At 59.1% G+C, this 24,497-nt stretch carries 21 protein-coding genes and 1 tRNA gene; 19 read left to right on the forward strand and 3 right to left on the reverse strand.

Translation table 11 applies throughout. The features are described 5' to 3' along the window. The first annotated feature begins 32 nt into the window (after positions 1-32). The 11 genes from rplU to HMPREF2712_RS06630 all read left to right on the forward strand — a co-directional run bounded on the left by rplU (position 33) and on the right by HMPREF2712_RS06630 (position 9,890). Entirely contained in the window at positions 33-344 is a 312-nt protein-coding gene (gene rplU / locus HMPREF2712_RS06580) for a 50S ribosomal protein L21 (protein WP_005505764.1), read from the forward strand. Between the two features lie 40 nt (positions 345-384). Next, complete coding sequence (gene rpmA, locus HMPREF2712_RS06585; protein WP_005505766.1) at positions 385-642, forward strand: 50S ribosomal protein L27; 258 nt, start codon at positions 385-387, stop codon at positions 640-642. Positions 643-836: 194 nt separating this feature from the next. Beyond that, positions 837-2,444, forward strand: coding sequence for a GTPase ObgE (obgE, locus tag HMPREF2712_RS06590; RefSeq protein WP_070819560.1), 1,608 nt, complete (start codon positions 837-839; stop codon positions 2,442-2,444). 366 nt (positions 2,445-2,810) lie between these two features. Beyond that, positions 2,811-3,560: a nicotinate-nucleotide adenylyltransferase gene (nadD, locus tag HMPREF2712_RS06595; protein WP_070819561.1), complete on the forward strand. Its 750-nt coding sequence runs from the start codon at positions 2,811-2,813 to the stop codon at positions 3,558-3,560. Then, positions 3,553-4,605, forward strand: a complete 1,053-nt coding sequence (locus HMPREF2712_RS06600) for a sulfite reductase subunit alpha (RefSeq protein WP_070819562.1) — start codon at positions 3,553-3,555, stop codon at positions 4,603-4,605. Before nadD ends, HMPREF2712_RS06600 begins: the two co-directional genes overlap by 8 nt. A gap of 67 nt (positions 4,606-4,672) precedes the next feature. After that, entirely contained in the window at positions 4,673-5,110 is a 438-nt protein-coding gene (rsfS, locus tag HMPREF2712_RS06605) for a ribosome silencing factor (protein WP_005505774.1), read from the forward strand. 195 nt (positions 5,111-5,305) lie between these two features. Next, a tRNA-Ala gene (locus HMPREF2712_RS06610) sits at positions 5,306-5,378 on the forward strand. A gap of 112 nt (positions 5,379-5,490) precedes the next feature. Further along, entirely contained in the window at positions 5,491-6,465 is a 975-nt protein-coding gene (locus HMPREF2712_RS06615; protein WP_070629468.1) for a cation diffusion facilitator family transporter, read from the forward strand. A gap of 344 nt (positions 6,466-6,809) precedes the next feature. Further along, complete coding sequence (locus HMPREF2712_RS06620) at positions 6,810-8,210, forward strand: glutaminase (protein ID WP_070615847.1); 1,401 nt, start codon at positions 6,810-6,812, stop codon at positions 8,208-8,210. A gap of 350 nt (positions 8,211-8,560) precedes the next feature. Beyond that, positions 8,561-9,571, forward strand: a complete 1,011-nt coding sequence (locus HMPREF2712_RS06625) for a polysaccharide deacetylase family protein (protein ID WP_070819563.1) — start codon at positions 8,561-8,563, stop codon at positions 9,569-9,571. Positions 9,572-9,617: 46 nt separating this feature from the next. Next, the gene (locus tag HMPREF2712_RS06630) at positions 9,618-9,890 is read left to right on the forward strand and encodes a hypothetical protein (RefSeq protein ID WP_239661600.1); all 273 of its coding nucleotides are present in this window, start codon (positions 9,618-9,620) and stop codon (positions 9,888-9,890) included. A gap of 97 nt (positions 9,891-9,987) precedes the next feature. On the opposite strand, the gene HMPREF2712_RS06635 is transcribed toward HMPREF2712_RS06630, so the two are convergent. The 3 genes from HMPREF2712_RS06635 to HMPREF2712_RS06645 all read right to left on the reverse strand — a co-directional run bounded on the left by HMPREF2712_RS06635 (position 9,988) and on the right by HMPREF2712_RS06645 (position 12,893). After that, positions 9,988-10,566, reverse strand: a complete 579-nt coding sequence (locus HMPREF2712_RS06635; RefSeq protein WP_083323948.1) for an excalibur calcium-binding domain-containing protein — start codon at positions 10,564-10,566, stop codon at positions 9,988-9,990. A gap of 269 nt (positions 10,567-10,835) precedes the next feature. Continuing rightward, on the reverse strand, positions 10,836-11,576 hold the full coding sequence (locus HMPREF2712_RS06640) for a DsbA family oxidoreductase (RefSeq protein ID WP_070819564.1): 741 nt from the start codon (positions 11,574-11,576) through the stop codon (positions 10,836-10,838). A gap of 192 nt (positions 11,577-11,768) precedes the next feature. Beyond that, positions 11,769-12,893 carry a polysaccharide deacetylase family protein gene (locus HMPREF2712_RS06645; protein WP_070819565.1) on the reverse strand — a complete coding sequence of 375 codons (1,125 nt, stop codon included), beginning with the start codon at positions 12,891-12,893 and terminating at the stop codon, positions 11,769-11,771. A gap of 177 nt (positions 12,894-13,070) precedes the next feature. Between HMPREF2712_RS06645 and HMPREF2712_RS06650 the strand changes: the two genes are divergently transcribed. The 8 genes from HMPREF2712_RS06650 to HMPREF2712_RS06685 all read left to right on the forward strand — a co-directional run bounded on the left by HMPREF2712_RS06650 (position 13,071) and on the right by HMPREF2712_RS06685 (position 24,495). Next, complete coding sequence (locus tag HMPREF2712_RS06650; protein ID WP_070676573.1) at positions 13,071-14,180, forward strand: App1 family protein; 1,110 nt, start codon at positions 13,071-13,073, stop codon at positions 14,178-14,180. Positions 14,181-14,954: 774 nt separating this feature from the next. Then, positions 14,955-15,179, forward strand: coding sequence for a glutaredoxin-like protein NrdH (gene nrdH / locus HMPREF2712_RS06655; RefSeq protein ID WP_005505794.1), 225 nt, complete (start codon positions 14,955-14,957; stop codon positions 15,177-15,179). Between the two features lie 74 nt (positions 15,180-15,253). Further along, positions 15,254-15,784: a class Ib ribonucleoside-diphosphate reductase assembly flavoprotein NrdI gene (gene nrdI, locus HMPREF2712_RS06660; RefSeq protein ID WP_070676571.1), complete on the forward strand. Its 531-nt coding sequence runs from the start codon at positions 15,254-15,256 to the stop codon at positions 15,782-15,784. Next, the gene (gene nrdE, locus HMPREF2712_RS06665; RefSeq protein WP_049354718.1) at positions 15,757-17,937 is read left to right on the forward strand and encodes a class 1b ribonucleoside-diphosphate reductase subunit alpha; all 2,181 of its coding nucleotides are present in this window, start codon (positions 15,757-15,759) and stop codon (positions 17,935-17,937) included. The genes nrdI and nrdE overlap by 28 nt, the downstream gene beginning before the upstream one ends. 147 nt (positions 17,938-18,084) lie before the next feature. Continuing rightward, entirely contained in the window at positions 18,085-19,062 is a 978-nt protein-coding gene (nrdF, locus tag HMPREF2712_RS06670) for a class 1b ribonucleoside-diphosphate reductase subunit beta (protein ID WP_049342043.1), read from the forward strand. A 311-nt stretch (positions 19,063-19,373) separates the two neighbouring features. Next, entirely contained in the window at positions 19,374-20,417 is a 1,044-nt protein-coding gene (locus HMPREF2712_RS06675) for a zinc-binding dehydrogenase (protein WP_070819566.1), read from the forward strand. A gap of 233 nt (positions 20,418-20,650) precedes the next feature. After that, on the forward strand, positions 20,651-22,363 hold the full coding sequence (locus HMPREF2712_RS06680; protein WP_005505800.1) for a formate--tetrahydrofolate ligase: 1,713 nt from the start codon (positions 20,651-20,653) through the stop codon (positions 22,361-22,363). A gap of 1,358 nt (positions 22,364-23,721) precedes the next feature. After that, positions 23,722-24,495 (forward strand): MBL fold metallo-hydrolase, encoded by a 774-nt coding sequence (locus HMPREF2712_RS06685; RefSeq protein WP_049352872.1) that lies wholly within the window; start codon positions 23,722-23,724, stop codon positions 24,493-24,495. Positions 24,496-24,497: the final 2 nt, after the last annotated feature.

Below are 24,497 nucleotides of genomic sequence, written 5' to 3' on the forward strand. Positions count from 1 at the left end.
GAAGCAAGTTGTCGAGAAAAGTGAGTCCCATAGTGGCATACGCGATTGTACGCGCTGGCGGCCGCCAGGAGAAGGTTTCCGTAGGCGACCTCGTTACCCTTGACCGTGTTGCAGGCGAGCCCGGCAGCACCATCGAGCTGCCCGTGCTGCTGCTCGTCGACGGTGACAAGGTCACCGCTGACGCAAAGTCCCTGGCTTCCGCCAAGGTTGTTGCTGAGAAGGTTGAGGACCTGCGCGGTCCGAAGATCGTTATTCAGAAGTACAAGAACAAGACCGGTTACAAGAAGCGTCAGGGCTTCCGCGCCGAGCTGACCACCGTCAAGATTACCGCTATCAACGCGTAATCGAAACGACCGGAATTCAACCCTAAGGTAGGAATACAGAATGGCACACAAGAAGGGCGCAAGCTCCACCCGTAACGGCCGTGACTCGAACCCCCAGTACCTCGGTGTTAAGCGCTACGGCGGCCAGTCCGTCAACGCAGGCGAGATTCTCGTTCGCCAGCGCGGCACCCACTTCCACCCCGGCCTGAACGTTGGCCGCGGTGGCGACGACACCCTGTTCGCTCTGGCAGCAGGCACCGTCGAATTCGGTACCCGCAAGGGCCGCAAGGTCGTTAACATCCTGGCAGCAGCTGAGTAATACTCACCGCTAGGGCAGAGGGGGTAGGCGTTAGTCTACCCCCTCTCGCTATGACCTCGAATGCCGTGGACGCCCGTGCTGGGCTCCACGATGAGGCGCACCCCAACCCGGTCGCGCCTGCCGCCGCATCCGCAGCATGATTGGTGTGTGCCGTGCGGTGGCGAAGTGAAGATTTTCCAAGATAAGGAGAACCCGTGGCAGAATTCGTGGACCGCGTGGTCTTGCATGTATCTGGCGGTCGCGGAGGTAACGGCTGCGTCTCCGTGCGACGTGAAAAGTTTAAGCCCCTGGGCGGCCCTAACGGCGGTAACGGTGGTAATGGTGGCGCGGTGATTCTGCGCGTGGATAACCAGACCACGACCCTGCTGGAGTACCACCACAGCCCGCACCAGCACGCCCCGAATGGCGATATTGGTCGTGGCGATATGCACCACGGCTTTAACGGTGAGGACCTGATTCTGACCGTGCCGCAGGGTACTGTGGTGAAGGACCGCGAGGGTAATGTTTTGGCTGACCTGCTGCGTGTGGGCGACGAATATGTTGCTGCCCGTGGCGGTATGGGCGGTCTGGGTAACGCTGCGTTGGCTTCGGCTAAGCGTAAGGCTCCCGGTTTTGCTCTGCTGGGCACTCCCGGTGAAGAGGCTGATATTGTTCTGGAGCTCAAGTCCATTGCGGATGTGGCTCTGGTGGGTTACCCCTCGGCGGGTAAGTCTTCGTTGATTGCTGCGATTTCTGCGGCGCGTCCGAAGATTGCTGACTACCCCTTCACCACTTTGATCCCGAACCTGGGTGTGGTGCAGGCAGGCGATGTTCGCTACACCGTCGCGGATGTTCCGGGTCTGATTGAGGGCGCTTCGGAGGGCCGCGGTCTGGGCCACCGCTTCCTGCGCCATGTGGAGCGTTCTTCGGCTCTTGTGCATGTGATTGACTGCGCTACTTTGGAGCCGGGCCGCGACCCGATCAGCGACTTTGAGGTGATCCGTGGCGAACTCCAGAACTATGAGGTTGACCCGACTGCGGGTGTGACCGTGCCGCTGCATGAGCGTCCGCAGATTGTGGTGCTCAATAAGATTGACGTTCCTGAGGCTCGTGAGCTGGCTGAGTTTGTTCGCCCCGAGTTTGAGGAAATGGGCTTCAAGGTCTTCGAGATTTCGACTGCTTCCCATGAGGGTCTGAAGTCCCTGATCTTTGCGATGGCAAAGCTTGTGGAGGAGGACCGCGTGGCTCGTGCCGCTGCAGAGAAGGAAGCGGAGCGCGTGGTTGTTGAGGCTCCTGTGGTTCGCCCGAAGGGTTTCCGCGGTAAGAAGAAGCAGGAGTTCACTATTCGCCGCGAGGAGCGTAACCTTGAGCCGCTGTTCCGCGTGATTGGTGAGAAGCCTGAGCGTTGGATTCAGCAGACTGACTTCAATAATGATGAGGCTGTCGGCTACCTGGCGGACCGCCTGGCGCGCCTGGGTGTTGAGGATGAGCTGTTCAAGGCTGGTGCTCGTGCCGGTGACGCCGTGGTGATTGGTGAGAACGACAACTCGGTGATCTTCGATTGGGAGCCGACCATGGTCGGTGGCGCTGAGTTGCTATCCTCCCCGCGTGGTACGGACGCTCGTCTGGAGGAGATTATTCGCCCGACTCGTGCGCAGAAGCGTGTGGAGTACAAGGAGCGTATGGACGCGAAGGCGGAGGCTCGTGCCGAGCTGGAGTCCGAGCGTGTTGCAGGCGTGTGGACCGAGTCGGTTGAGTACCGCAAGAAGTTGAAGGAAGGCAAGGTCGACGAGAATATCGACATGCCGAACATCGACGACTAGTAGCTGAAGCGTAGCTGTTTCCTAGACAGTGAATGGTGCCGCGTACCGGGGTTTGGCTCCGGTGCGCGGCGCTTTCTTGTGTGCGGTGCTTTCTCGTAGGTTCTGTGGTTGCCGCTCGCGCCGGATGTGCGTGTCGGAACACGCGGGTGAGCCTGCGGTCGGGCGTGCTGGCTGGGTATTCCACTGGCGGCTTAGCTCACCCCCGTCATTTCGATGTTTTTGACCGTAAGAAGGTAGCATAGAGGGGAATGTACGCGGGCACCTTTTTCGGTGTTGCGTACCTTCTGTGTACCTGCCCGCATCCGCGCCTGTGGTGGCTTTTTAGCTGCTGTGGTGCGGTTTCTGTCCCCAGCAAGGACGGCATTTGTGACTGACCAGCCTGTTCACCTTGATTTTGGTGCTCCGAGCACCGAGTCGATTCCCCCGCGCACTCCCGGTCGGGTGCGTCTGGGCGTGATGGGTGGAACCTTCGACCCGATTCACCACGGACACCTGGTGGCAGCTAGTGAAGTTGCCGCCGTGTTCGACCTGGACGAGGTCGTGTTCGTTCCGACCGGTCAGCCCTGGCAGAAGGTGGGGGAGCGGCACGTGAGTGACGCTGAGCATCGCTACCTGATGACGGTGATTGCGACCGCGTCGAACCCGCGTTTTACGGTGAGCCGTATTGATATTGACCGTGGCGGCGCCACCTACACCTTTGATACGCTTAACGAGCTGCGCGCCCTGCGCCCGGATGCTGACCTGTTCTTCATTACCGGGGCGGACGCGATCAGCCAGATTATGACCTGGCGCAATGCCCATAAGCTGTGGGATTTGGCGACTTTTGTGGGCGTGACCCGCCCCGATCATGAGCTGGATCCGCCGCTGGCAGAGGGTCGTCATATTACGACCCTGAAGATTCCTGCGATGGCGATTTCTTCGACTGATATTCGTCGCCGCGCAGCTGCAGACGCCCCCATCTGGTACCTGGTGCCGGATGGTGTGGTGCAGTACATTGCTAAGTACGGCCTGTACAAGAAGGACGCCTTGACGGCGTACCGTGACGGCTTGCCCCACGTGAAAGATGAGTCTGGGCAGGCACCCCAATCTACGAATAATGAGGGAACACATGAGTGAAGCTACGGGTTCGAAGCCCTATAGCGAGGACGAAGCGTACCTCTACGAGACGTACGTGACCGAGGACGGCATTGAGGTGCCGCCGCCTACTAAGGTGATGGGTCCGCGCCGTCTTGCCCGCTACCGTGAAGAAGTTGCCGAGTACCTGCGTGCAGCCCGCCGCGGTGAGCCCGCGAAGCCTGTTGCGAATATGGGCTCCGTGATTCATGCGGACGCTATTGACCCGCAGGTTCTGGCTGTTCAGCGTCGTTTTGCGGCGTTGGCTGCCCAGGGCAAGATTGACACTGAGGCGAACGATGAGGAGAAGCTGCACGAGCCTGCTCCTCTGACCAGTAGCCTGCGTGTTCTGCGCCCCGAAGAGATCGCGCAGAACCGTGTGGATGCGACCAGCCCCTCCGCGGTGGATAACCCGATGACTTCTTCGATCCCGGTCATTGCCGTGGTCAAGGAGGAGAAGCCGGAACCCGAGTTGCACCAGTACTTGGTGCGCGATGAGCCGAAGGTTGAGGAGCTGGACAGCTCAGACGTTGAGGCTGAGCAGACTGAGGTCGCTTCCGTTGTGGAAGAGACCGTTGAGGTTGCTGAGGTTGAAGAGTCTGCTGACGAACTGCCCACCCGCGTGAGCGCAGTGAACGCGCAGGGTCTTGACCTGAGCGTGCTGGATAGCGCCTCCGCAGGGGATACCGTGGATTCGGTGGACGGCGACCCGACTGTTGCTCTGAGCCCGGATGAGGTTGAGGAGCTGCTGCAGCGCATGGTGGATCGTCAGGATCCCGAGGAGTCCGCTGCCCTGGTTGAAGAGGTTACCGAGGGCGCTGAAGAGTCTGAGGAAGCCGCAGAAGACGGCGAGTCCAAGTCTGCTAAGTCCAAGTCTGCTCCGGTACCTTCCGCTGAGGCTTCCAAGGAGTCCGCTTCTAAGGGCGCTGTTGAGAAGGCTGAAGAGGTTCTGCAGCCTGCGCAGAAGCCCTCCCTGGCGTGGCTGTGGATTGTGTTGTTGCTCGCCCTGGTCGTTGTTGGTCTGATTATGATTTTTGGCCCCAAGTAGGCCGTGAACAATGCACCCCTGTTGCGGGGTGTTGCCGGCGGGTGTTCTGCCGGCAAGGAAGGAAAATATGACTGCTGCACAGTCCTCGATTGAGGCTCTGCGCATTGCCGCCCGCGCTGCGGAGGAGAAGCAGGGAACGAACCTGTTCGCTGTGGATGCATCCGACGCGATGGGTCTGATTGATGGCTTCCTGGTGGTTTCTGCCCACAATGAGCGCCTCGTGAACGCTGTTGCGGATGAGGTTGAGGACGCTCTGCGTGAGCAGGCTGACTTGAAGCCGGTCCGCCGTGAGGGTCGTTCCTCGGGTCGTTGGATTCTGCTGGACTTCGGCGATATTGTCGTGCATGTTCAGCATGAGGAGGACCGCGAGTTCTACGCTCTGGATCGTCTGTGGGCTGAGGCTCCGCGTATTGAGCTGGGCGTTGAGAACGAGGCTCCCTTCGACATTGAGGGTGAGACTGAGGAAGATGCTGCACGCATCATTCCCGCTCAGGACGAGGCGTAGGCTTCTGCTTAATTTTTAGCTGATGAGGGGTGGGCTCTGCTGGCGCTGTATGGTGCCGCGGGGGCCGCCCTTCTTGCTTAGCCTTTGGCTTACCCGCCGGGAACTTTTTGGATTTTTGGGTGCGCTGGTTTGCATCGCTGTCCGTGGTGTGTGTAATATATTCATGTTGCCTCGTTGAGGTCACTAACAGAATATGGGGATATGGCGCAGCTGGTAGCGCACCTGCATGGCATGCAGGGGGTCAGGGGTTCGAGTCCCCTTATCTCCACGTTTTCCTCGGTTGAGGAGCTTGTCGCCCGGTTCTTGTGAATCGGGCGATTTTGCTATCTGCCGATAACTCTCGATAGTCAACAACACAGTTCATAGTTGAGGAGTCACTCATGGGAGCGCACGCACATCACGGCCACGGCGGGCATCACGGGCATCACCACGACCATTCGCATGCCCCGAGCCCGGAGGACGCCGCCTCGATGCGTCCGCGCCTGCTGATTGCGTTCAGTCTGGCGGTCGTTATTGTGTTGGCGCAGGCGATTGGTTCGTTGGTCACCGGAAGTCTTGCGTTGCTGACTGATACGGCGCACGCTGTTACGGATGCCTCGGGCCTGCTGGTGGCGCTTACGGCGGCTTCGCTCATGACGCGCCCGGCAACGTCCCGCCGCACGTGGGGTTTCCGCCGTATTGAGGTGCTTGCCGCCCTCGGGCAGTCGGTGCTGCTGCTGGCGGTGGGTATCTACACGGCGGTGGAGGGCGTGCATCGCCTGTTCGCCCCGCCGGAGGTGCCCGGCACCGAGCTGCTGATCTTTGGTGTGGTCGGCCTGGTGGCGAACGCTATTGGTATTGCGGTGCTGGCTACGGCGAGGAACGCGAACTTCAATATGCGTGCCGCGTTCCTGGAGGTGCTCAATGACGCCCTGGGTTCGCTGGGTGTGATTGTGGCGGCTATCGTGATTTGGCTGACCGGCTTCTACCAGGCGGACGCCCTGGCGGGTCTGTTCATTGCGGCGCTGATTGTGCCGCGTGCGATGCGTCTGATGAGGCAGACGACTGCGGTGCTCATGGAGTTCACCCCGGACGGTCTGGATTTGGACGCGATGCGTGAGCACATGCTGCGCGTTGAGGGTGTTGTGGAGGTGCACGATGTGCACGCTTCGATGGTGGCGACCGGTCTGCCGGTGGTGACCGCGCACGTGGTGGTTGCCGATTCGTGCTTCCATGACGGGTCTGCGGTGGCAATTCTGGACCGTATCCGCTCCTGCGTGGCGACCCATTTTGAGGTGTCGGTGGAGCATTCGACGTTCCAGCTGGAGACTGCCGAGTTGGGTGGTCGTGAGCCGGCTTCGATTCGCCACCCGTAGGTTTTGCCCGGGCTTCGCCGGAGGTTCTGCCCGCCGCGGTAAATTACGGCAGAAAACGGCAAACCAGAACAGGTACCAGAGCCTGAAATAGCGGGGGAGTAGTGACCGTTATATTTGGTGGCTTCAACACGCAAAAGATACACTCTTTAGGGAGCAAAAGGTGCTCCTCACCCACGCACTTTGACAGGTTCGCTGGCTGGCTCTTTAGTTTGGTAGCCGCGGAAGCCTGTAACGATGAGCGCCTCAGCCCGACTGAAACGGAACAGCTGAAACGGAACAGCGGGCGGGCGCATCCTAGAATTTTTGACGAGAACAACCACGATTAGCAGCAGATACGGAACACTATGCATTCACCTATTGCCACTTACCTGACCGAGACCCTCGAGTCGGTCGCTTCTGATACCTCCGGTGAGTTGGCAAACTACATTCCGGAACTTGCCGCCGTGGACCCGGACAAGCTTGCCGCGTCTATCGCCATGGTTGATGGTGAGCAGTACGCCGCCGGTGACTCCGATGTGGAGTTCACGATCCAGTCGATTTCTAAGCCGTTCGTGTACGCCCTGGCGCTCGCGGACCGCGGCTATGATGATGTGCTTGCGAAGGTGGGTGTGGAGCCTTCCGGTGAGCCGTTCAACGAGCTGTCCCTGGAGGACGGCTCCGGTAAGCCGCTGAACCCGATGATTAACGCTGGCGCGATTACCACCCATTCGCTGGTGGGTCCTCCCGGTGCGACTCAGGGCGAGCGTATGGAGCGCGTCATTTCTGGTTTGTCTGCGTTTGCGGGCCGTCGCCTGTCGGTGAATGAGCGCGTGTACGAGTCTGAGCTGGAGCACGCGCACCGCAACTACGCGATTGCGCACATGCTGCGCGGCCACGGCATCCTGACCGGTGACCCGACTGTGGCGGTGCAGGGTTATACCCGCCAGTGCTCGCTGATGGTGACGGTCAAGGATTTGGCGTTGATGGCGGCGACTTTGGCGAACTATGGTGTGCATCCGGTGACGGGTGAGCAGGTGGTTCCTAAGACTGTGGTGCGTCAGGTGCTGAGCGTCATGTTCACGTGCGGCATGTATAACTCTGCGGGTGACTGGGCGACCCAGGTGGGTGTTCCGGCGAAGAGCGGCGTGGGCGGCGGCATTATTGGTGCGGTGCCCGGTCAGCTGGGTGTGGCGACGTTCTCGCCGCGTCTGGACGGTCACGGTAACAGTGTGCGCGGCGTGGAGCTGTTCGAGCAGTTCTCGGATGACATGGGCATGCACGTGATGAATGTGCCGACCGTGGCTCGTTCGGCGTTGCGCGCGAACTACCAGATCGGTTCGGGTGACGAGTCTATGCGCCTGATTCAGTTGCAGGGCCGCATCCGTTTTGCGGGTGTGGAGCGCGTGATTCGTGAGATTGTGGAATCCCCGATGGAGGGCTCCAAGGTTGCCCTGGACGTAACGCGCGTGTACGCAGTGGATGAGGTCGCTCAGAGCATGCTCCTGGAGCTGATGCGTCGTCTGCGGAATGACGGGTACAAGGTGTACCTGATTGATAATGACGAGACGATCACAAATACGGATGCGCTGCGCAGCATGGGTGTGAAGGTTCTGACGAACCCGGCAGCGGTGACTTCTGCTGAGTCGGATGCTGAGCGTGTGGCTGAGGCGGACGCCGAAGAAGCGGCTGAGGCTGCGGCTCTGGAGGCGCTGAATGCGCTGGATTCCGCTAAGGCGGAGCAGCCGGAAGCTTCGGAGTCCGAGTAGGTTTCACTCCGCGTACTTGATCGTATCTGCGTACTTGGCAGTACGATTGCGTGAACTTTATATATTGAGGCCCCTTTCCTAGGCGCGTTATGAACGTGTTCAGGGGGAGGGGCCTTGCTGTGCTTACCTAGAGCTGCACCTTGCGCTGTAGCTGGAGCTGTACTTGAATCTGTACCTAGAGCTGTACCTTGATTATCTGGCGTGCGGGTAGCTTAGTGTACTGAGCGTGGTCTTCGGTGAGTGAGGGGACTGAAAGTGCATAAAGGTTCTTTAATAGCGCCGTTGTTAATCATTAAGTAATATTTTGAATTTTTCGATAGCTGACGGCGATCTCATCATACACTCATAATATGAACACTGTTCCACACTCAGAAACACCTATCACTACTCGTCAATCCGCTATTACTGACCCCACCGCTGACCGGGCGGTGGTGGGTGCCTCTGCCCGCGCCTCCATGGGACGACGGGAACTTTTACGACACGTTGGTACCTTTGGCCTGGGCGCGGTGAGCTTCGGTGTGCTGGGTCTTGGCCTCACCGGCTGCACCCCGTCGAACACCCCATCGAGCAGCCCGTCCGGTAGTGCGTCGGGTAGCGCCTCGGCGAGCCCTTCTTCGACCCCTTCGGCAAGCTCGGCGGCTGCCCCTTCCGCATCTGGCTCCGCAACGGGTACTGCATCTCCGACCGCCGCGGCATCTAAGACCGATTCTGCGACTGCGACCTCGTCGAACCCGGTTCCCGAAGCTCGTGCCTGGGACGGCCCGCAGACCGGCCTGCCCGGTGAGGGAAAGTACATTGCGTGGACGGTTGATGACGGTGCCGACCCGGAGGTGGTGCGCGCCTACGCGGAGTTCGCACGCCGTACCGGCACGCGCCTCACCTTCTTTATCAACGGCCAGTACCCGGCGTTTAAGCAGCATCGTGACCTGTTGCTTCCGCTGGTGAAGAGTGGCCAGCTGCAGATTGCGAACCATACGTATAGTCATGCGGCGTTGACGAGCCTGACGGATGAGCAGATTGTTCAGGAGTTGACCCGTAATGATGAGGAGATTAGGCGGCTTTTTGGGGTGTCTTCGAAGCCGTATTTCCGCCCGCCGTACGGGTATTATGATGCGCGCGTGTTGGCGGCTGCGGCGTCGTGTGGTTTTACGCGCCCGGTTCTGTGGTACGGGTCGTTGGCGGATTCGTCTAATATTTCTTCGGCTGAGGTGTATGCCTATGCGGAGAAGTATGCGTTGGCTCAGCATATTGTGATTGGGCATTTGAATTATCGGGGTGTGGTGTCTGAACTGGACCGTATTCGGGCGTTGTTGGATCGGCGCGGGTTGAAGACGGTGACGATTCGTGACTATTACGGGTAGTGCGGGGGAACCCCGGCGAGGGGTTCCGGTGGGTATACTGGGAGGCATGATGAAGCTTCCTCAGAACCCTCTCCTTCGGCAGGTGCACCGCTTCCGTGAGTCGCTGCTGCTTCTGCTGTATTACTCGCTGTCTTTTCTGGGTGTGCGGTGGATGCGCACGGGGCATCCGCGTGTGGCGGCGGTGTGGTCTGTTGGGTTGTGGCTGAATTTGGTGCTGCGTGGCATGGGCCAGGTGGTGCGTATGCTGGTGCCGGTCCTGCAGGATGCGGAGGCGCGCCGTGCTCGCGCTGAGCGTGCCCGCGCCTACCAGCCGCGCTAACCTCACCGGCTGCTCTAACAGAACGAGGCTGATACGACGAAGCCCCCTCGTACTAGAAATAGTACGAGGGGGCTTCGTCATATCTGGGGGTAGAAGCTTAGTGCTTCTTCTTCGGCTCGCACGCCACGCCGTCACCATCAGAATCAAGACCAGGGCGGTAACCCGGCTCGCCACGATGCAACGGCGCCGCGCCAGCTGCACGTACCGCATCACAATTCTTGTAATAAACACTCGACCGCGCCGGAGCCTGCTGAACCGGCTGCGCGGGAGCTTGCTGAGCGGGCGCCTCAGCCGCCGGAGCCTGCGCGGGCGCCTGCTGGACGGGCGCCTCCGTAGCTACCGGCGCCTGCTGAACAGGCTCAGCCTGTTGCGCGGGTGCCTCAGAAACCGGAGCCGTCGGTGCCTCCGCGGAAGGCGCCTCAGTAGCCGGTGCCTGCACGGGAGCCTCAGTAGTCGGAACCGGAGACGGGGTTACCGTCGGGGTAGGAGACTCCGAAGGAGTCGCAGACGCACTCGGAGAAGAACTAGGAGTAGCTGAAACCGAAGGGCTAGCAGAAACAGACGTCGACGATGACGCAGAAGGCACAGACTTCGGAGCGCGAACAGACGAAGAGCAACCAGTCAGCAGCAGAGCACCCGCAAGAACACCAGCGGTCGCGGTGTGAATTTTCAACACAATATTCCTTTATAAAGTGAGTGGACAAGTGTGTTCACCGTAGAACACACACTCAAGTGTAAATGAAAACAGTCCTATCCGCAGGTAATATTGAGCTCCCAAATATTCTGACAAGGGAAGATGTAACGTGCGGGCATAGTAAAGCCCCCTCGTACTAGAAATAGTACGAGGGGGCTTCGCTATATCTGAGGCTGCATTAGCCAGGGGTGCTAGCCGGGGGCGCTAGGGGAGCAGCACCCCCGCCGGGGCAGCTCTATCCAGGACTGTCGCTAGGAGCAGTTGCCGTTCATATCGCAGGAGGGACCCGCCTCCGCAGCACCGTCACCTGCCGCGTCACCAGCCGCGCCCGCCAGAGGGTTCAAAAACTCAACACGGTGAGTCTCCTCCCACACCTGACGCAGCGCCTGCACCAGCATCTTCGCAGGCTGCGCACCACTGACCGCCCACTTCGACTCAATCAAGAAGAACGGCACACCATTAATGCCCAGCTGGCGCGCCAACTGCTCATCAGCACGCACATCCGCCGCGTAACGGTCGCTCTTCAACACCGCCTCAACCTCGGCGGTATCCAGGCCAATCTCAGAAGCAATATCCAGAATTGACTCGTAATCCTGCACCGAACGGCCCTGCGTAAAGTACGCCAGCTTAAACGCCTCCTGCGCTGCCGACGCCAAACCCTGCTCCGCCGCATAATGAATCACACGGTGCGCATCAAACGTGTTACCGTAACGCGCCTGACGCCAATTGAAATCCAAACCCACCTCGCGGGCACGCTCCGCCAATGACTCCTGGCTCGCAATCGCCTGCTCCAACGGCATCTGATACTTGCCAGCAATCATCTCAGGCAACGAACCTGCCGGATGCTCCGTAGCCGACGGGTCCAGCTCAAAACTATGCCACACCACCTCAACCTCGTCGCGGTGCTCAAACTCGGCGAGCGCCTGCTCCAGGTTACGCTTGCCCACGTAGCAGAAGGGGCACACAATATCGGACCAAATATCAATACGCATGCTGTCTATTCCTCTCACACTCGGATGGGGCAACTGCCGCAACTGTACGCTCACCTAACGCCCCGGTTGCCGCGTTTATTCCCCAGCCTTTATTCCCGCGCGTTTATTCTCGCCGGGTACGGCAAAGCCCCCTCGTACCGGTCCGTAGGGGAACCGGGTCAAGGGGGCTTAGCACACGTGAAATACGCGACCCTATCGGCGGGCAGCCGCCGGTGCGGTAGTGGCAGTGGCCGCGGGAGCAGTCGTAGCCGCAGGTGCGGCGGTCGCACGAGCCGGCGGAGCCGTCGTTGCCGCCGGAGCGGTCGTAGCCTGCTGATTAGCTGCCGCCTCATCCTCATAGCGGGTAGTCGGCGCCTGAGTCGGAGCCTCAGTAGTCGGTTCCGGGGTAGGGGCCGGCGCCTCCGTAGTTGCCTCAGGGGAGGGGGTGTTCTCCTCCGGGGTGGGGGTCGGCGAAGGAGCCGCCGCCTTAATCTCTTCCTCGGATGCGTCACCGTAGTAGTCACGAACCGTCACCGCAGTCAGGCCGCGGTCATCAATCAGACCCTTCACCTTATCCAGAATCGGGATGATCGTCTCGTAGTTCAGGTGACCCAGCACAATCTGCTGCGGCAGCATGTAGCGGATGCAACGCATGTAAATCACGCGGGAGCTGGTCTTCGCCTCGTCACCGGTGGTGCCGTTCCACATGACCGGGCGGGTAAAACCAATCTCACCGGCAGCCTTCAGCACCGCATCGTTGTAGCGGCCGTAGGGCGGGCGGAAGTACGGCTTCGACGAGACACCGAACATGCTCATAATCTCGTCTTCGTTACGCTGCAGCTCTTCCTTCACGCCCTCAGCATCCAGGGTGGTCAGATCGGCGTGGCTGTACGTGTGGTTCGCAACCTGAATCTGGCCGCTCTGAACCAGCGGACGCAGCAACGACACATGCTCCTTAAAACCGGTGTAAGAAGCGTTAATGAAGAAAGTCAGGCGAGTATTCGTACGCTTCGAGAACTCAGCGTAGCCGCGAATCGCCTCCGGGCTTGCGCCGTCATCAACAGTCCACGCAACATACTTGCCGTCACCAACGAGGGAGTTGCCGATACCGGGCCATTCGCGCGGCTTATCAACCGGGTTGCCAGCAGCGGCAACCGTCGGCGAATTCGTTGCGGCGGGGCGAGTAGCGGCAGCAGAGGTCTCGCCGCCAGCCTGATACGGAGTGAAATTACCGCTGGTGCCGTCGTAGTCATTCGACTTCTTCGAGCAGGCAGCAATCAGCGGAAGCATAGCAGTGCCGAGCACAAAAAGTCGGCGGTTAGGCTGTGAGTGGGTCATACCTTCCAGGATAACGCCCCCACCTGCAAGGAACGAATCTGAACAGCGAATACACCCTAAATAATGTGCACATCACACCGCGAGCTCAGCACCACAGTATTAATAGGTATAAAAACTAGGTATAAGAACACAAAATCAAGAAGCCGCAAGCCGGTAACGCTCCGCTACACTAGTGGGATGGAGAATTTGGGCACTCACGAACTGCGCAACCTTGTGAACGATGCTGCCGACGAGGCAGTCAACATCGGCTACCGTGTTGCAGACCGGCTGCACAGGTGGCGTGAAAAACGCGCCATCACCGCCGGTCGCGAACCTATCCTCGTGCCCACCGAAGGCTACGGCCGCGCCCCCTCCGAAGGAAACCCCGGCTGGGTCCGCATCATCGCCCGCGCACTCTACAAGACGGTCAACCTCGAACGCCTGCTGCAGGTCGTAGAAGGCACCCAAGACACCGCCAACCCCATGCGCGGCTGGCGCTCCTTCACCGCAACCGCAATGTCCGATGCGCCCGTCACCATCGTCATCGACGGCACCAAGTACGAGGCGTACACCGACCGCGGCGGCGTGCTCGACGTCAAACTCAGCATCGACCTGGAACCCGGCATGCACGAAGTCATCATGTACGTGCCCGGCTCCCGCGCCGTAGCAACCAGCGTCTACATCGTTCCCGAAAGCCAGAAGCTCGGCGTCATCATGGACGTGGACGACACCGTCATGGTCACCATGCTGCCGCGCCCCCTCGTCGCCGCCTGGAACTCCTTCATTCTCGACGAGCACGCACGCATCCCCACCCCCGGCATGGCGGTCATGACCGACCGTATCCGCCGCAGCCACCCGGATGCGCCGTTCATGTACCTGTCCACCGGCGCCTGGAACATCACCCCGACCCTGCGCCGCTTCCTCAGCCGCAACGGCTACCCGCGCGGCACGTTCCTGCTCACCGACTGGGGCCCCACCCCCGACCGCTGGTTCCGCTCCGGCACCAACCACAAGGTCGAGTCCCTGCGCCGCCTCGCCGAGGAATTCCCGCAGATGAAGTGGATCCTCGTCGGCGACGATGGGCAGCGCGACCCGTACATCTACAACGGCTTCGCGGTACGCTACCCGGACAACGTGGCGGCAATCGTCATCCGCAACCTGACCGTGGGGGAGACCATGCTCGCCTCCGGCCGCGTGTGGAGCGACTACCGCGCCGAACAGATGATGCGCTCACCTCTGTGGATTGAAGCCACCGACGGCGTAACGCTTAGCAAGAAGCTACGCGAGCTGGGCCTGATCGATTTCTAGCCGGTTACTGCTTGTCGGTTGCTAAAACCAGCGTGGATACCGAGTAAACCCACCGCAAATACCGTGAAATACCGGTATATGCGGTGGGTTTTGGTGTTTCAGCGGAATTAACCAACTTAAACCCACGACACACCGGCTGCTGAAAAAGAGTTAAAAATCTTTTCTACAGCCTTAATCACATAGCTTAAACCCGCTCGAAGGGGGTTAACCCCCGCCTTTAAGAAAGTCCGTTCTGCTTTAAAACCGCGCCGTTCCGCGCAAGAACGGGCGAGAGTTAAGATCTCTTTAAAATCAAGCCCGAATCTGCCGGGTTTTATGCCCTCAAACGCATACATGAGGTTAACTGAACCTCAACTCAGCGGGCGAATGAACCCTTAAAAATCCTGACCAACTTAAACCCCACCTGTGGATAACCCGGCACACCCCGCGAAAATACGGCGAACTAGCCCCGCGGCAGGGTGTGGATAAGCTGTAGACACCCCCTCTTAAGTGGGTTCAACTGTGGGTTTATCGAACGAAACACGACCCTCGCACCACATCATCTTGTGGTGCAGAAAAATCTTGACACTAGATGTAGTATTAATACTCGGTTCCACCACTACGGCACTTTTAGGCGCCCTGCCCCAGCGCAGGAAACCACCACGCCCCACTAGGAGGGGGCAGTGGACGGCACAGCGCCCGCCGTAAACAACACGTGGCGAACCACCGACGAAACACGCCAGATTCATTCACGAGATAGCCCCGCCCGAGCGGGAGAAAGTAAGAGGCACTCCCATGGTAGTGACCGTGTACACCAAGCCCCAGTGCGTCCAGTGCAACATGACCTACCGCGCCCTCGACGCGAAGGGTATCAGCTACACCAAGGTTGATATCACCGAAGACGCTCAGGCCCTCGAAATGGTCAAGTCCCTCGGCTACATGCAGGCACCCGTCGTCATCGCAGGCGACGAGCACTGGTCCGGCTTCCAGCCCGACAAGATCAACGCTCTGGCAGCGTAACAACCCTGCCGAAACCCGTACAAACGGACAATCGGCACGGAACCACACCGGCACACGAGAATAAGGAGTACAGATTGAGTACCGCCCTCACGCCCAACCCCGTCGACGAGCACGCAGAAATCCGGAAGATCCTTCTGGACGCACGCAACGCCTCCGAGGGTCGAGCGACCGAGGTCGAACTGGACGACACAGCGCCACTCATCGTGTACTTCTCCTCCATCTCCGGTAACACCCACAAGTTCGTGGAGAAGATTCGTGCCCGCCGCCTCCGCCTGCCGCTGCGCACCGGCGAAGACACCCTCATTCTTGATGAGCCGTTCGTGCTCATCGTCCCCACCTACGGCAAGCCTGAAGGCGCCGGTAACGTTCCCCCGCAGGTGGTTAAATTCCTGAACGTGGAGCAGAATCGCCACCACATGCTCGGTGTGATTGGCTCCGGCAACACCAACTTTGGTCCGCTCTTCGGTATCGCGGCAGACATTGTCGCCAAGAAGTGCGACGTACCGGTGCTCTTCAAGTTTGAGCTCATGGGCACCGATTCAGATGTAGAAAAAGTCAACGAAGGATTGGAAGCATTTTGGACGCAAAACTGCCCTCAGCACTAGAAACTCTCGGTGCGGGCCACAGCGGCAAGAGCGTGCCCGAGAAGTTCAAGGGTATGAGCTACCACGAGCTGAACGCACTGCTGAACCTCTACGATGAGAACGGCCAGATTCAGTTCGATGCAGACCGTCAGGCGGCACGACAGTACTTCCTGCAGCACGTCAACAACAACACCGTCTTCTTCCACGACCTGGAAGAGAAGATCGAGTACCTGATCGAGAACCAGTACTACGAGCCGGAACTCTTCGACAAGTACAACTTCCAGTTCATTAAGAACCTGTTCAAGCGCGCCTACGCCGTGAAGTTCCGCTTCCCGACCTTCCTGGGTGCCTTCAAGTTCTACACCTCCTACGCGCTCAAGACCTTCGACGGTCAGCGCTACCTGGAGCGTTTCGAAGACCGCGTCTGCATGGTCGCACTGCTGCTGGCAGAAGGCAACGAGAAGCTCGCCGAAGACATCGTCGACGAGATCATCTCCGGCCGTTTCCAGCCGGCAACCCCGACCTTCCTCAACGCAGGTAAGAAGCAGCGCGGCGAGCTCGTCTCCTGCTTCCTGCTACGCATGGAAGACAACATGGAGTCCATCGGCCGCTCCATCAACTCTGCACTGCAGCTCTCCAAGCGCGGCGGCGGCGTGGCATTCGCCCTGACCAACCTGCGCGAGTCCGGTGCGCCCATTAAGAAGATTGAGAACCAGTCCTCGGGCGTGATCCCCGTGATGAAGCTGCTGGAAGACGCCTTCTCCTATGCAAACCAGCTCGGCGCACGTCAGGGTGCCGGTGCCGTGTACCTGCACGCACACCACCCCGACATCTACGCCTTCCTGGACACCAAGCGTGAGAACGCTGACGAGAAGATCCGCATCAAGACCCTCTCCCTGGGCGTTGTCATCCCCGACATCACCTTCGAGCTGGCGAAGAAGAACGAGGACATGTACCTCTTCTCCCCGTACGATGTGGAACGCATCTACGGAGTGCCCTTCTCCGACATCAACGTCTCCGAGAAGTACTACGAAATGGTCGACGATGCACGCATTACCAAGACCAAGATCAACGCGCGTGAGTTCTTCCAGACCATCGCAGAGATCCAGTTCGAGTCCGGCTACCCGTACGTGATGTTCGAAGACACCGTCAACCGCGCGAACCCCATCGCCGGTAAGGTCATCATGTCCAACCTGTGCTCTGAGATCCTGCAGGTTTCTGAGCCGTCCACCTACCACGCTGACCTCGGCTACGAGACCGTCGGTAAGGACATCTCCTGCAACCTCGGCTCGCTGAACATTGCACTGACCATGGACGGCGACGACTTCGGCAAGACCGTGGAAACCGCGATTCGTTCGCTGACCTCAGTCTCCGACCAGTCCGACATCCGCTCCGTGCCCTCCATCGAGCGCGGCAACGGCATGAGCCACGCCGTGGGTCTGGGCCAGATGAACCTGCACGGCTACCTGGCACGCGAGCACGTCTACTACGGTTCCGAAGAAGCACTGGACTTCACCAACATGTACTTCTACACCGTTGCCTACCACGCAATCCGCGCTTCCATGCAGATTGCTAAGGAACGCGGCCAGCGTTTCGAGGGCTTCGAGAACTCGAAGTACGCATCCGGTGAGTTCTTCGCAAAGTACATTGAGAAGGAATGGGCACCGCAGACCGAGCGTACCCGCGAACTGTTCGCTAAGCACCACATCCCCACCCGTGAAGAGTGGATTCAGCTGGCTGCTGACGTGGCACAGTACGGCATGTACAACCAGAACCTGCAGGCTGTTCCGCCGACCGGCTCCATCTCCTACATCAACGGTTCGACCTCTTCGATTCACCCGATCGCTTCGAAGATTGAGATCCGCAAGGAAGGCAAGCTCGGCCGCGTCTACTACCCGGCACCGTACATGACCAACGAGAACCTGGAGTACTACCAGGACTCCTACGAAATTGGTTACGAGAAGATCATCGACACCTACGCTGTTGCAACCCAGCACGTGGACCAGGGCCTGTCGCTGACCCTCTTCTTCCGCGATACCGCAACCACCCGCGATATCAACCGCGCCCAGATTTACGCATGGCGTAAGGGCATCAAGACCATCTACTACATCCGTCTGCGTCAGATGGCTCTTGAGGGTACCGAGGTTGAAGGCTGCGTATCCTGCATGCTCTAGCCCGAATGCTGTGACGCATTCAGCCTGAGCTGGCACACTATAACTAAAGACTGGAAGGGGCGGTTACGGTGAACACGCAAACCGCCTGCGCGACTGGCTGGCCGCGCGTGGCACCGTAACCGCCCCTTAAGAATCGGAGAATTACTAATGAGCGAAAAGGTGAAGCTCGTCGACCACGTGGTCGAGGCTATCAACTGGAACCGTATTGAGGACGAGAAGGACCTTGAGGTTTGGGATCGTCTGACCGGTAACTTCTGGCTGCCGGAAAAGGTGCCGCTGAGCAACGACGTGCCCTCCTGGAAGACTCTGACCGAGGAAGAGAAGCAGCTGACCATGCGCGTCTTCACCGGTCTGACCCTGCTGGACACCATCCAGGGTACTGTCGGTGCTGTGTCCCTATTGCCGGACGCTGTGACCGCGCACGAAGAGGCCGTGTACACCAACATTGCGTTCATGGAGTCCGTGCACGCAAAGTCGTACTCCTCGATCTTCTCGACCCTCGCCTCCACCAAGGAGATTGACGAGGCGTTCCGCTGGGCTGCTGAGAATGAGCACCTGCAGAAGAAGGCGAAGATCGTTCTGTCTTACTACACCGGTGACGACCCGCTGAAGAAGAAGGTTGCCTCCACTCTGCTGGAGTCCTTCCTGTTCTACTCGGGCTTCTACCTGCCCATGTACTGGTCTTCGCACGCGAAGCTGACTAACACCGCTGACCTGATTCGTCTGATTATTCGTGACGAGGCAGTGCACGGCTACTACATTGGCTACAAGTTCCAGCGCGGCCTGGCGAAGGAGTCCGCGGAGCGTCAGGCAGAGCTGAAGGAGTACACCTTCAACCTACTGTACGAACTGTACGAGAACGAGGTGGCGTACACCCACTCCCTGTATGACGGTGTGGGTTGGAGTGAGGACGTGAAGAAGTTCCTGCACTACAACGCTAACAAGGCTCTGATGAACCTGGGCTACGAGCCGATGTTCCCGGCGTCCGTGACTAACGTGTCCCCGGCGATCCTGTCGGCGCTGTCCCCGAACGCGGATGAGAACCACGACTTCTTCTCCGGTTCCGGCTCTTCCTACGTGATCGGTAAGGCCGTGAACACCGAGGACGAGGACTGGGACTTCTAAGCACCCTTCTCGCCTTCAGATATAAGGCTGAATAAACCGAGCGGAACCCCCGCGTGTCCACTGTGGATGCGCGGGGGTTCCGCCGTTTAACCGGGCTATCTAGTGTGCCGAGATGCCCAGACTTTCCCGGTGTAACCTGGCGCGGAAGTAGTGGAGAAGGGCCGGAGAAACAGGGGAGCGGGCGCGGTTTTGCCGGTTCCGGTTGTCGGAATTTTTACCTTCACCCCGTAGCATAAAAAATTATTGATATATCGGGGTGCGGGGCGTACTCTGATACGACTAACTATCAGCGCAGATTTGAAAGGAACATCATGCGTTCAGTTGTCATGGAAGCCCCCGGCAAAGTCGTCGTCAACGAAGTCGACAAGCCGACCTTCCTCGAACCCACCGACGCCATCATCAAGCTCGCCGCATCCTGCATCTGTGGCTCCGACCTGTGGCCCTACCGCGGCGCACAGCCCGTTGACCACCGGGCAATGGGCCACGAATACATCGGTGAGGTCGTCGAGGTCGGCTCCGAGGTCACCACCGTAGCCCCCGGCGACTTCGTCGTAGGCTCCTTCTGCATCTCCTGCGGCGAATGCGAAACCTGCACCGCAGGCTACCCCTCCCGCTGCCTCAAGGCAATCGCGGCAGGCGACGCCTTCATTGGCGCACGCTCCAACGGCACCCAGGCAGAATACGCCCGCGTACCCTTCGCAGATGGCACCCTCGTCAAGACCCCCGCTGCACCCACCGCAGAGCAGATTCCGCACCTGATGGCGGCATCCGACGTGCTCGGCACCGGCTGGTACGCAGCAGACGCAGCGCAGGCAGGCCCCGGCAAGACCATCGTCGTTGTTGGCGACGGCGCAGTCGGCCTGAGCGCAGTCATCGGCGCTAAGCAGCTCGGCGCGGAGAAGATCATCATCATGTCCCGCAACCCCGAACGTCAGGCGCTCGCTAAGGCATTCGGCGCAGCCCACATCGTGGAAGAGCGCGGCGAAGAGGGCATCGCCAAGGTCATGGAGCTCACCGACGGCGTGGGCGCACACGGCGTCGCGGAGGCTGTTGGCACCCAGCAGTCCTTCGACCAGGCTCTCGGCTGCGTACGCCACGGCGGCTACATCGGCTTCGTGGGCGTTCCGCACGACAGCTCCATCGGCACCGATAAGCTCTTCGGCAAGCAGGTTCACCTGGAAGGTGGCCCCGCCCCCGTACGCAAGTACCTGCCGACCCTCATCGACCTGATTTACAAGGGCGAAATTGAGCCCGGCCGCGTCTTCGACATGGTTCTGCCCATTGACGAGGCGGCTAAGGGTTACGAGGCAATGGACCAGCGTACCGCTACCAAGGTTCTGCTGACTATGCCGTAATAGCCGCTCGTATCGCCGGTTCCTATACCGGCTGCTGTACCCGCAACCCGGCGTATATGCGCTACTAATCCCCGCACCGATCCTGCCGCTCCACGTGAGCGGAGGTCACCGGTTGCGGGGATTAGTGCATTAAAAATTGGGTTTATTTGCCACCTTCCGGCGAGGTGAGGGACAAATGAGTGAGCCAAGGCATAGAATAAAAGAGCATGATTCGTACAACTCGAAGGATGACAATGACGAAGAAGCCTTTCCCTTCCGACCTCGAAATCGCACTTGCCGCCGATCTTTGGCCTATTAACAAGATCGCAGCAGACAACGGCATCAGCGAAGATCGCCTTGAACCCTACGGCAAGTATGTCGCTAAGGTCCTCCTCGACGAAACCACCAACGCAGAGACCGCCCGCAAGCGCGGCTCCAAGTACATCGTGGTTACCGCGGTGACCCCGACCCCCCTCGGTGAAGGTAAGACCGCAACCTCCGTCTCGCTCGCACAGGGCTTCGCACAGACCGGCCGCAAGGCAATCCTGGCTCTGCGTCAGCCCGCAATGGGCCCGACCTTCGGCATTAAGGGCGGCGCAGCGGGCGGCGGCTACTCCCAGATCGTTCCCATGGAGAAGCTGAACCTGCACCTGACCGGCGACTTCCACGCCGTCACCGCAGCACACAACCTGCTTGCCGCAATGATCGACAACCACCTGCACCACGGTAACGAGTTGCGCATCGACCCGCGTGCAATCGAGTGGCGCCGCGTTATCGACATGAACGACCGCTCCCTGCGCAACATCGTCGTGGGCCTGGGCGAACGCATGGACGGCGTGGTCCGCGAGACCGGTTTCGACATCACCAGCGCCTCCGAAATCATGGTGATTCTCTCGCTGGCAACCTCCTTCAAGGACCTGCGCGAGCGCCTGGCAAAGATCGTGATCGGACTGAACTACGACGGCGAGCCCGTCACCGCAGCCGACCTGAAGGCTGACGGCGCAATGTCCGTCATCCTGGCAGACGCAATCAACCCGAACCTGCTGCAGACCCTGGAGCACACCCCCGCACTGATTCACGCGGGCCCCTTCGGCAACATCGCAACCGGTAACTCCTCCGTGGTCGCCGACTACGTTGGTCTGGAGTACTCCGACTACGTGATTACCGAGGCTGGCTTCGGTGCCGATATGGGTGCGGAGCGTTTCTTCAACGTCAAGTGCCGCGTCTCCGGCCTGAAGCCGGACGCAGCAGTGCTCGTCGTAACCGTGCGCTCCCTGAAGTCCCACTCCGGCCTGTACAAGATCGTTCCGGGCAAGCCCCTGCCCGAAGGCATGCTGCAGGAAAGCCCCTCCGACGTGGAGAAGGGCGCAGAGAACCTGAAGAAGCACATCGAGATTGTGCGCAACTTCGGTGTTCAGCCGGTCGTGGCAATCAACGCCTTCCCGACCGACTTCGAGTCCGAGCACGAGACCATCCGCCGTATCGCTGAGGAAGCCGGTGCTCGCGTCGCTATCCACCGCGGTGTGGCTGAGGGCGGTAAGGGCACCACCGACCTGGCAGACGTGGTTGCTGAGGCATGTGACGACGTTTCGGATCTGAAGTACACCTACGATCTTGAGGACTCCATCGAGACCAAGATTGAGAAGGTTGCGACCAAGGTCTACGGCGCGGACGGCATTTCGATTGCTCCCGCTGCCGCTAAGCAGCTGAAGCGTTTCGCTGAGCTGGGCTACTCGCACCTGCCCGTGGTTATCGCGAAGACCCACCTGTCCATCTCTTCGGATGCAACTCTGAAGGGCGCACCGACCGGCTGGACTCTGCCCGTGCGCGAGGTTCGCCTGGCTGCAGGTGCTGGCTACGTCTACGCTATCTGCGGCACCATGCGCACTATGCCGGGTCTGAGCAAGAGCCCCGCAGCTGAGCGCATCGGCTTCGACGAGAACGGCGTGATGATCGGCCTGTCCTAAGGCGGCTGTTCCAGCTGATTTATAGCTAGTGGAGGCGGCGCTCCTTCCCCACAGCGGGGGAGAGGCGCCGCCTTTGCTGTAGCCTGTGGCGCTTTTGTGGAGTGGCTCTGCCCCAGATATATGGAAGCATGAGGGGCGAATACGAGGTGCGCAACGCTTGAGGGCGGGGGAGCGGAGCTCTTGAAAATAGAGTGAAACTAGGTTGCAGCCAGGCTACAACCCGGGCTGAAACTAGGCTGCAACCAGGCATCAACCAGGGGGAGTGAAGGATCCTGAAACCCCTAGTGGAGGGGTCTTTCAACCTTTCATTGAGGCTTCTATAGCGCCTGTTTTGAGGGCGGAATTGGTACGTGCTGGTTAATAATTGGGCTCTATTTGTGCTTGAAGGTCAGGTTTTATTAAACAATCTGTAGAGGTTGATTTTTTAGTGACACACTGTCTTGCATTTTGTGAAAATACGGCATTGACTAGGTATTTTGCTTTTTGAAAGGGGTTTTAATGGGTGCACTCAGTGAACCTGAAAGTGGGGCTGATGTTATTGTTTTGTAATAAAACCTCTACTTTAGGGGGTACCTACAGGGGTAAAACAGACCAATTGATTTTGCCCTCGCGCGAATAATTGTGTAGATTTTGAACGGTGAGCAGTACATTTTTTCCCGCTTATGAAGTTGCAAGTACTTGAAGATACTTTCACCTTAACCCTCTACTTCCGCAGAATACCGGGCTAAAACTGGGTATTGAACCTTTGGGATTGCCGAGTGCGGAGCTTAAGTTAAAGGTGCACCGAAGTGCCAAAAGAGGGAAATTCTAAAATTATTTTGGGTGAAATAAGTCACGCTAAAACTCGAAAAAAATGAAATTGGTACGTATGGATACCCTAAAAAACACCTGTTTTTATTACAGAATGATTACAATGAGGTGCGGGTCACTAAATCCGGCTCTCCGTACCAAATTGGGTGGTAAAACAGCCCCCAAAAAGTTCGCTACTATTGAGTCATCAAGTAATCGTGAGATTTCCAAAGTCCTCGGGTTGCTTGTGTTTGAGTGAGTGATAGATACCCCTGGGTGTCATGAGAAGCGACTGTGTATCGATGCGCAGTCGCTTCTCTGTTTAACTTTTGAATTTCGCTGTTTGAATTTCACTGAACCCTCAGCCGGGCGGGATCCAGCCGAAACCTAATCCGCGCTGAACCCAATCCGTACCGAGCGTGCTCCAGAATCTGTTCCCTGTGCATCCTATACATACAACCCGCACATGCACCCGTACATGTATCCCGCGCGTTCAACGCCGAATGCGCTGATAGGGGAGCGAACCGCATAGCTGCATGCTGTGCGGTCACAACCCCTACACTGGAACTATGACTACTTACCCCGAACCCACCCTCATCTTTGAGAACCCCGAACTGACCGTCCGTGCGTTCAGCGTCTCCGAGATGGACAATAGCGTCTACCTCATCACCATGCGCGCCACCGGCGAGCAGGTGCTCATCGACCCCGCAGACGACGCAGAAGAACTCTACGCATTCACTCTCGACGCGCTCCTGAACGACTGCCCGCAGCTCGAACTGGCAGACGGCGAAGAACGCCGCGTGCGCGTCATGGAGAAGGAAGAGGACTTCAACTCCATCAGGCCCCGCGCAATCGGTCTGACCGGCATCCTGGTCACCCACGGCCACTGGGACCACATCCGCGCTATTAAGGAGCTCGACCACCTCACCGGTGCCGTGACCTCCGCGGGTGCAGCTGATGCCGCCGCTATTAAGGAGCAGGAAGACTACACCGTCGAAGAAGAGCTGACCGGCGGTGAAAGCTTCGACTTCTACCTCTCTGATACCGTCATCCGCGCCCTGCACGTGCCCGGTCACACCCCCGGATCCATCGTCTACACCCTCGAAACCACCTGGGAAGACGGCACTCCCGCAACCCTGCTGTTCACCGGCGACGCCCTCTTCCCCGGCGGCGTGGGCAAGACCGACTCCCCGCAGCAGTTCGGTGAGCTCTTCTCCAACGTGCTCGAAAAACTCTTCGGAGGCTTCGAAGACGACGCCATCGTACTGCCCGGCCACGGCCGCTCTACCACCCTCGGCGACGAGCGCCCCCACCTGGAAGAGTGGGGAACCCGCGGCTGGTAGGC

This window comes from Rothia sp. HMSC064F07 (assembly GCF_001837265.1).
Lineage (GTDB): Bacteria > Actinomycetota > Actinomycetes > Actinomycetales > Micrococcaceae > Rothia > Rothia mucilaginosa.

Bases quoted from the DNA above. Each gene is read 5' to 3' on its own strand.
- HMPREF2712_RS06650 (WP_070676573.1), top strand. From the start codon at position 13,071: ATGGAGAATTTGGGCACTCACGAACTGCGCAACCTTGTGAACGATGCT.
- HMPREF2712_RS06680 (WP_005505800.1), top strand. From the start codon at position 20,651: ATGACGAAGAAGCCTTTCCCTTCCGACCTCGAAATCGCACTTGCCGCC.
- HMPREF2712_RS06685 (WP_049352872.1), top strand. From the start codon at position 23,722: ATGACTACTTACCCCGAACCCACCCTCATCTTTGAGAACCCCGAACTG.
- rsfS (WP_005505774.1), top strand. From the start codon at position 4,673: ATGACTGCTGCACAGTCCTCGATTGAGGCTCTGCGCATTGCCGCCCGC.
- HMPREF2712_RS06645 (WP_070819565.1), bottom strand. From the start codon at position 12,893: ATGACCCACTCACAGCCTAACCGCCGACTTTTTGTGCTCGGCACTGCT.
- nrdH (WP_005505794.1), top strand. From the start codon at position 14,955: ATGGTAGTGACCGTGTACACCAAGCCCCAGTGCGTCCAGTGCAACATG.
- nrdF (WP_049342043.1), top strand. From the start codon at position 18,085: ATGAGCGAAAAGGTGAAGCTCGTCGACCACGTGGTCGAGGCTATCAAC.
- HMPREF2712_RS06630 (WP_239661600.1), top strand. From the start codon at position 9,618: ATGATGAAGCTTCCTCAGAACCCTCTCCTTCGGCAGGTGCACCGCTTC.
- rpmA (WP_005505766.1), top strand. From the start codon at position 385: ATGGCACACAAGAAGGGCGCAAGCTCCACCCGTAACGGCCGTGACTCG.
- HMPREF2712_RS06625 (WP_070819563.1), top strand. From the start codon at position 8,561: ATGAACACTGTTCCACACTCAGAAACACCTATCACTACTCGTCAATCC.
- HMPREF2712_RS06620 (WP_070615847.1), top strand. From the start codon at position 6,810: ATGCATTCACCTATTGCCACTTACCTGACCGAGACCCTCGAGTCGGTC.
- HMPREF2712_RS06675 (WP_070819566.1), top strand. From the start codon at position 19,374: ATGCGTTCAGTTGTCATGGAAGCCCCCGGCAAAGTCGTCGTCAACGAA.
- HMPREF2712_RS06640 (WP_070819564.1), bottom strand. From the start codon at position 11,576: ATGCGTATTGATATTTGGTCCGATATTGTGTGCCCCTTCTGCTACGTG.
- HMPREF2712_RS06615 (WP_070629468.1), top strand. From the start codon at position 5,491: ATGGGAGCGCACGCACATCACGGCCACGGCGGGCATCACGGGCATCAC.
- HMPREF2712_RS06600 (WP_070819562.1), top strand. From the start codon at position 3,553: ATGAGTGAAGCTACGGGTTCGAAGCCCTATAGCGAGGACGAAGCGTAC.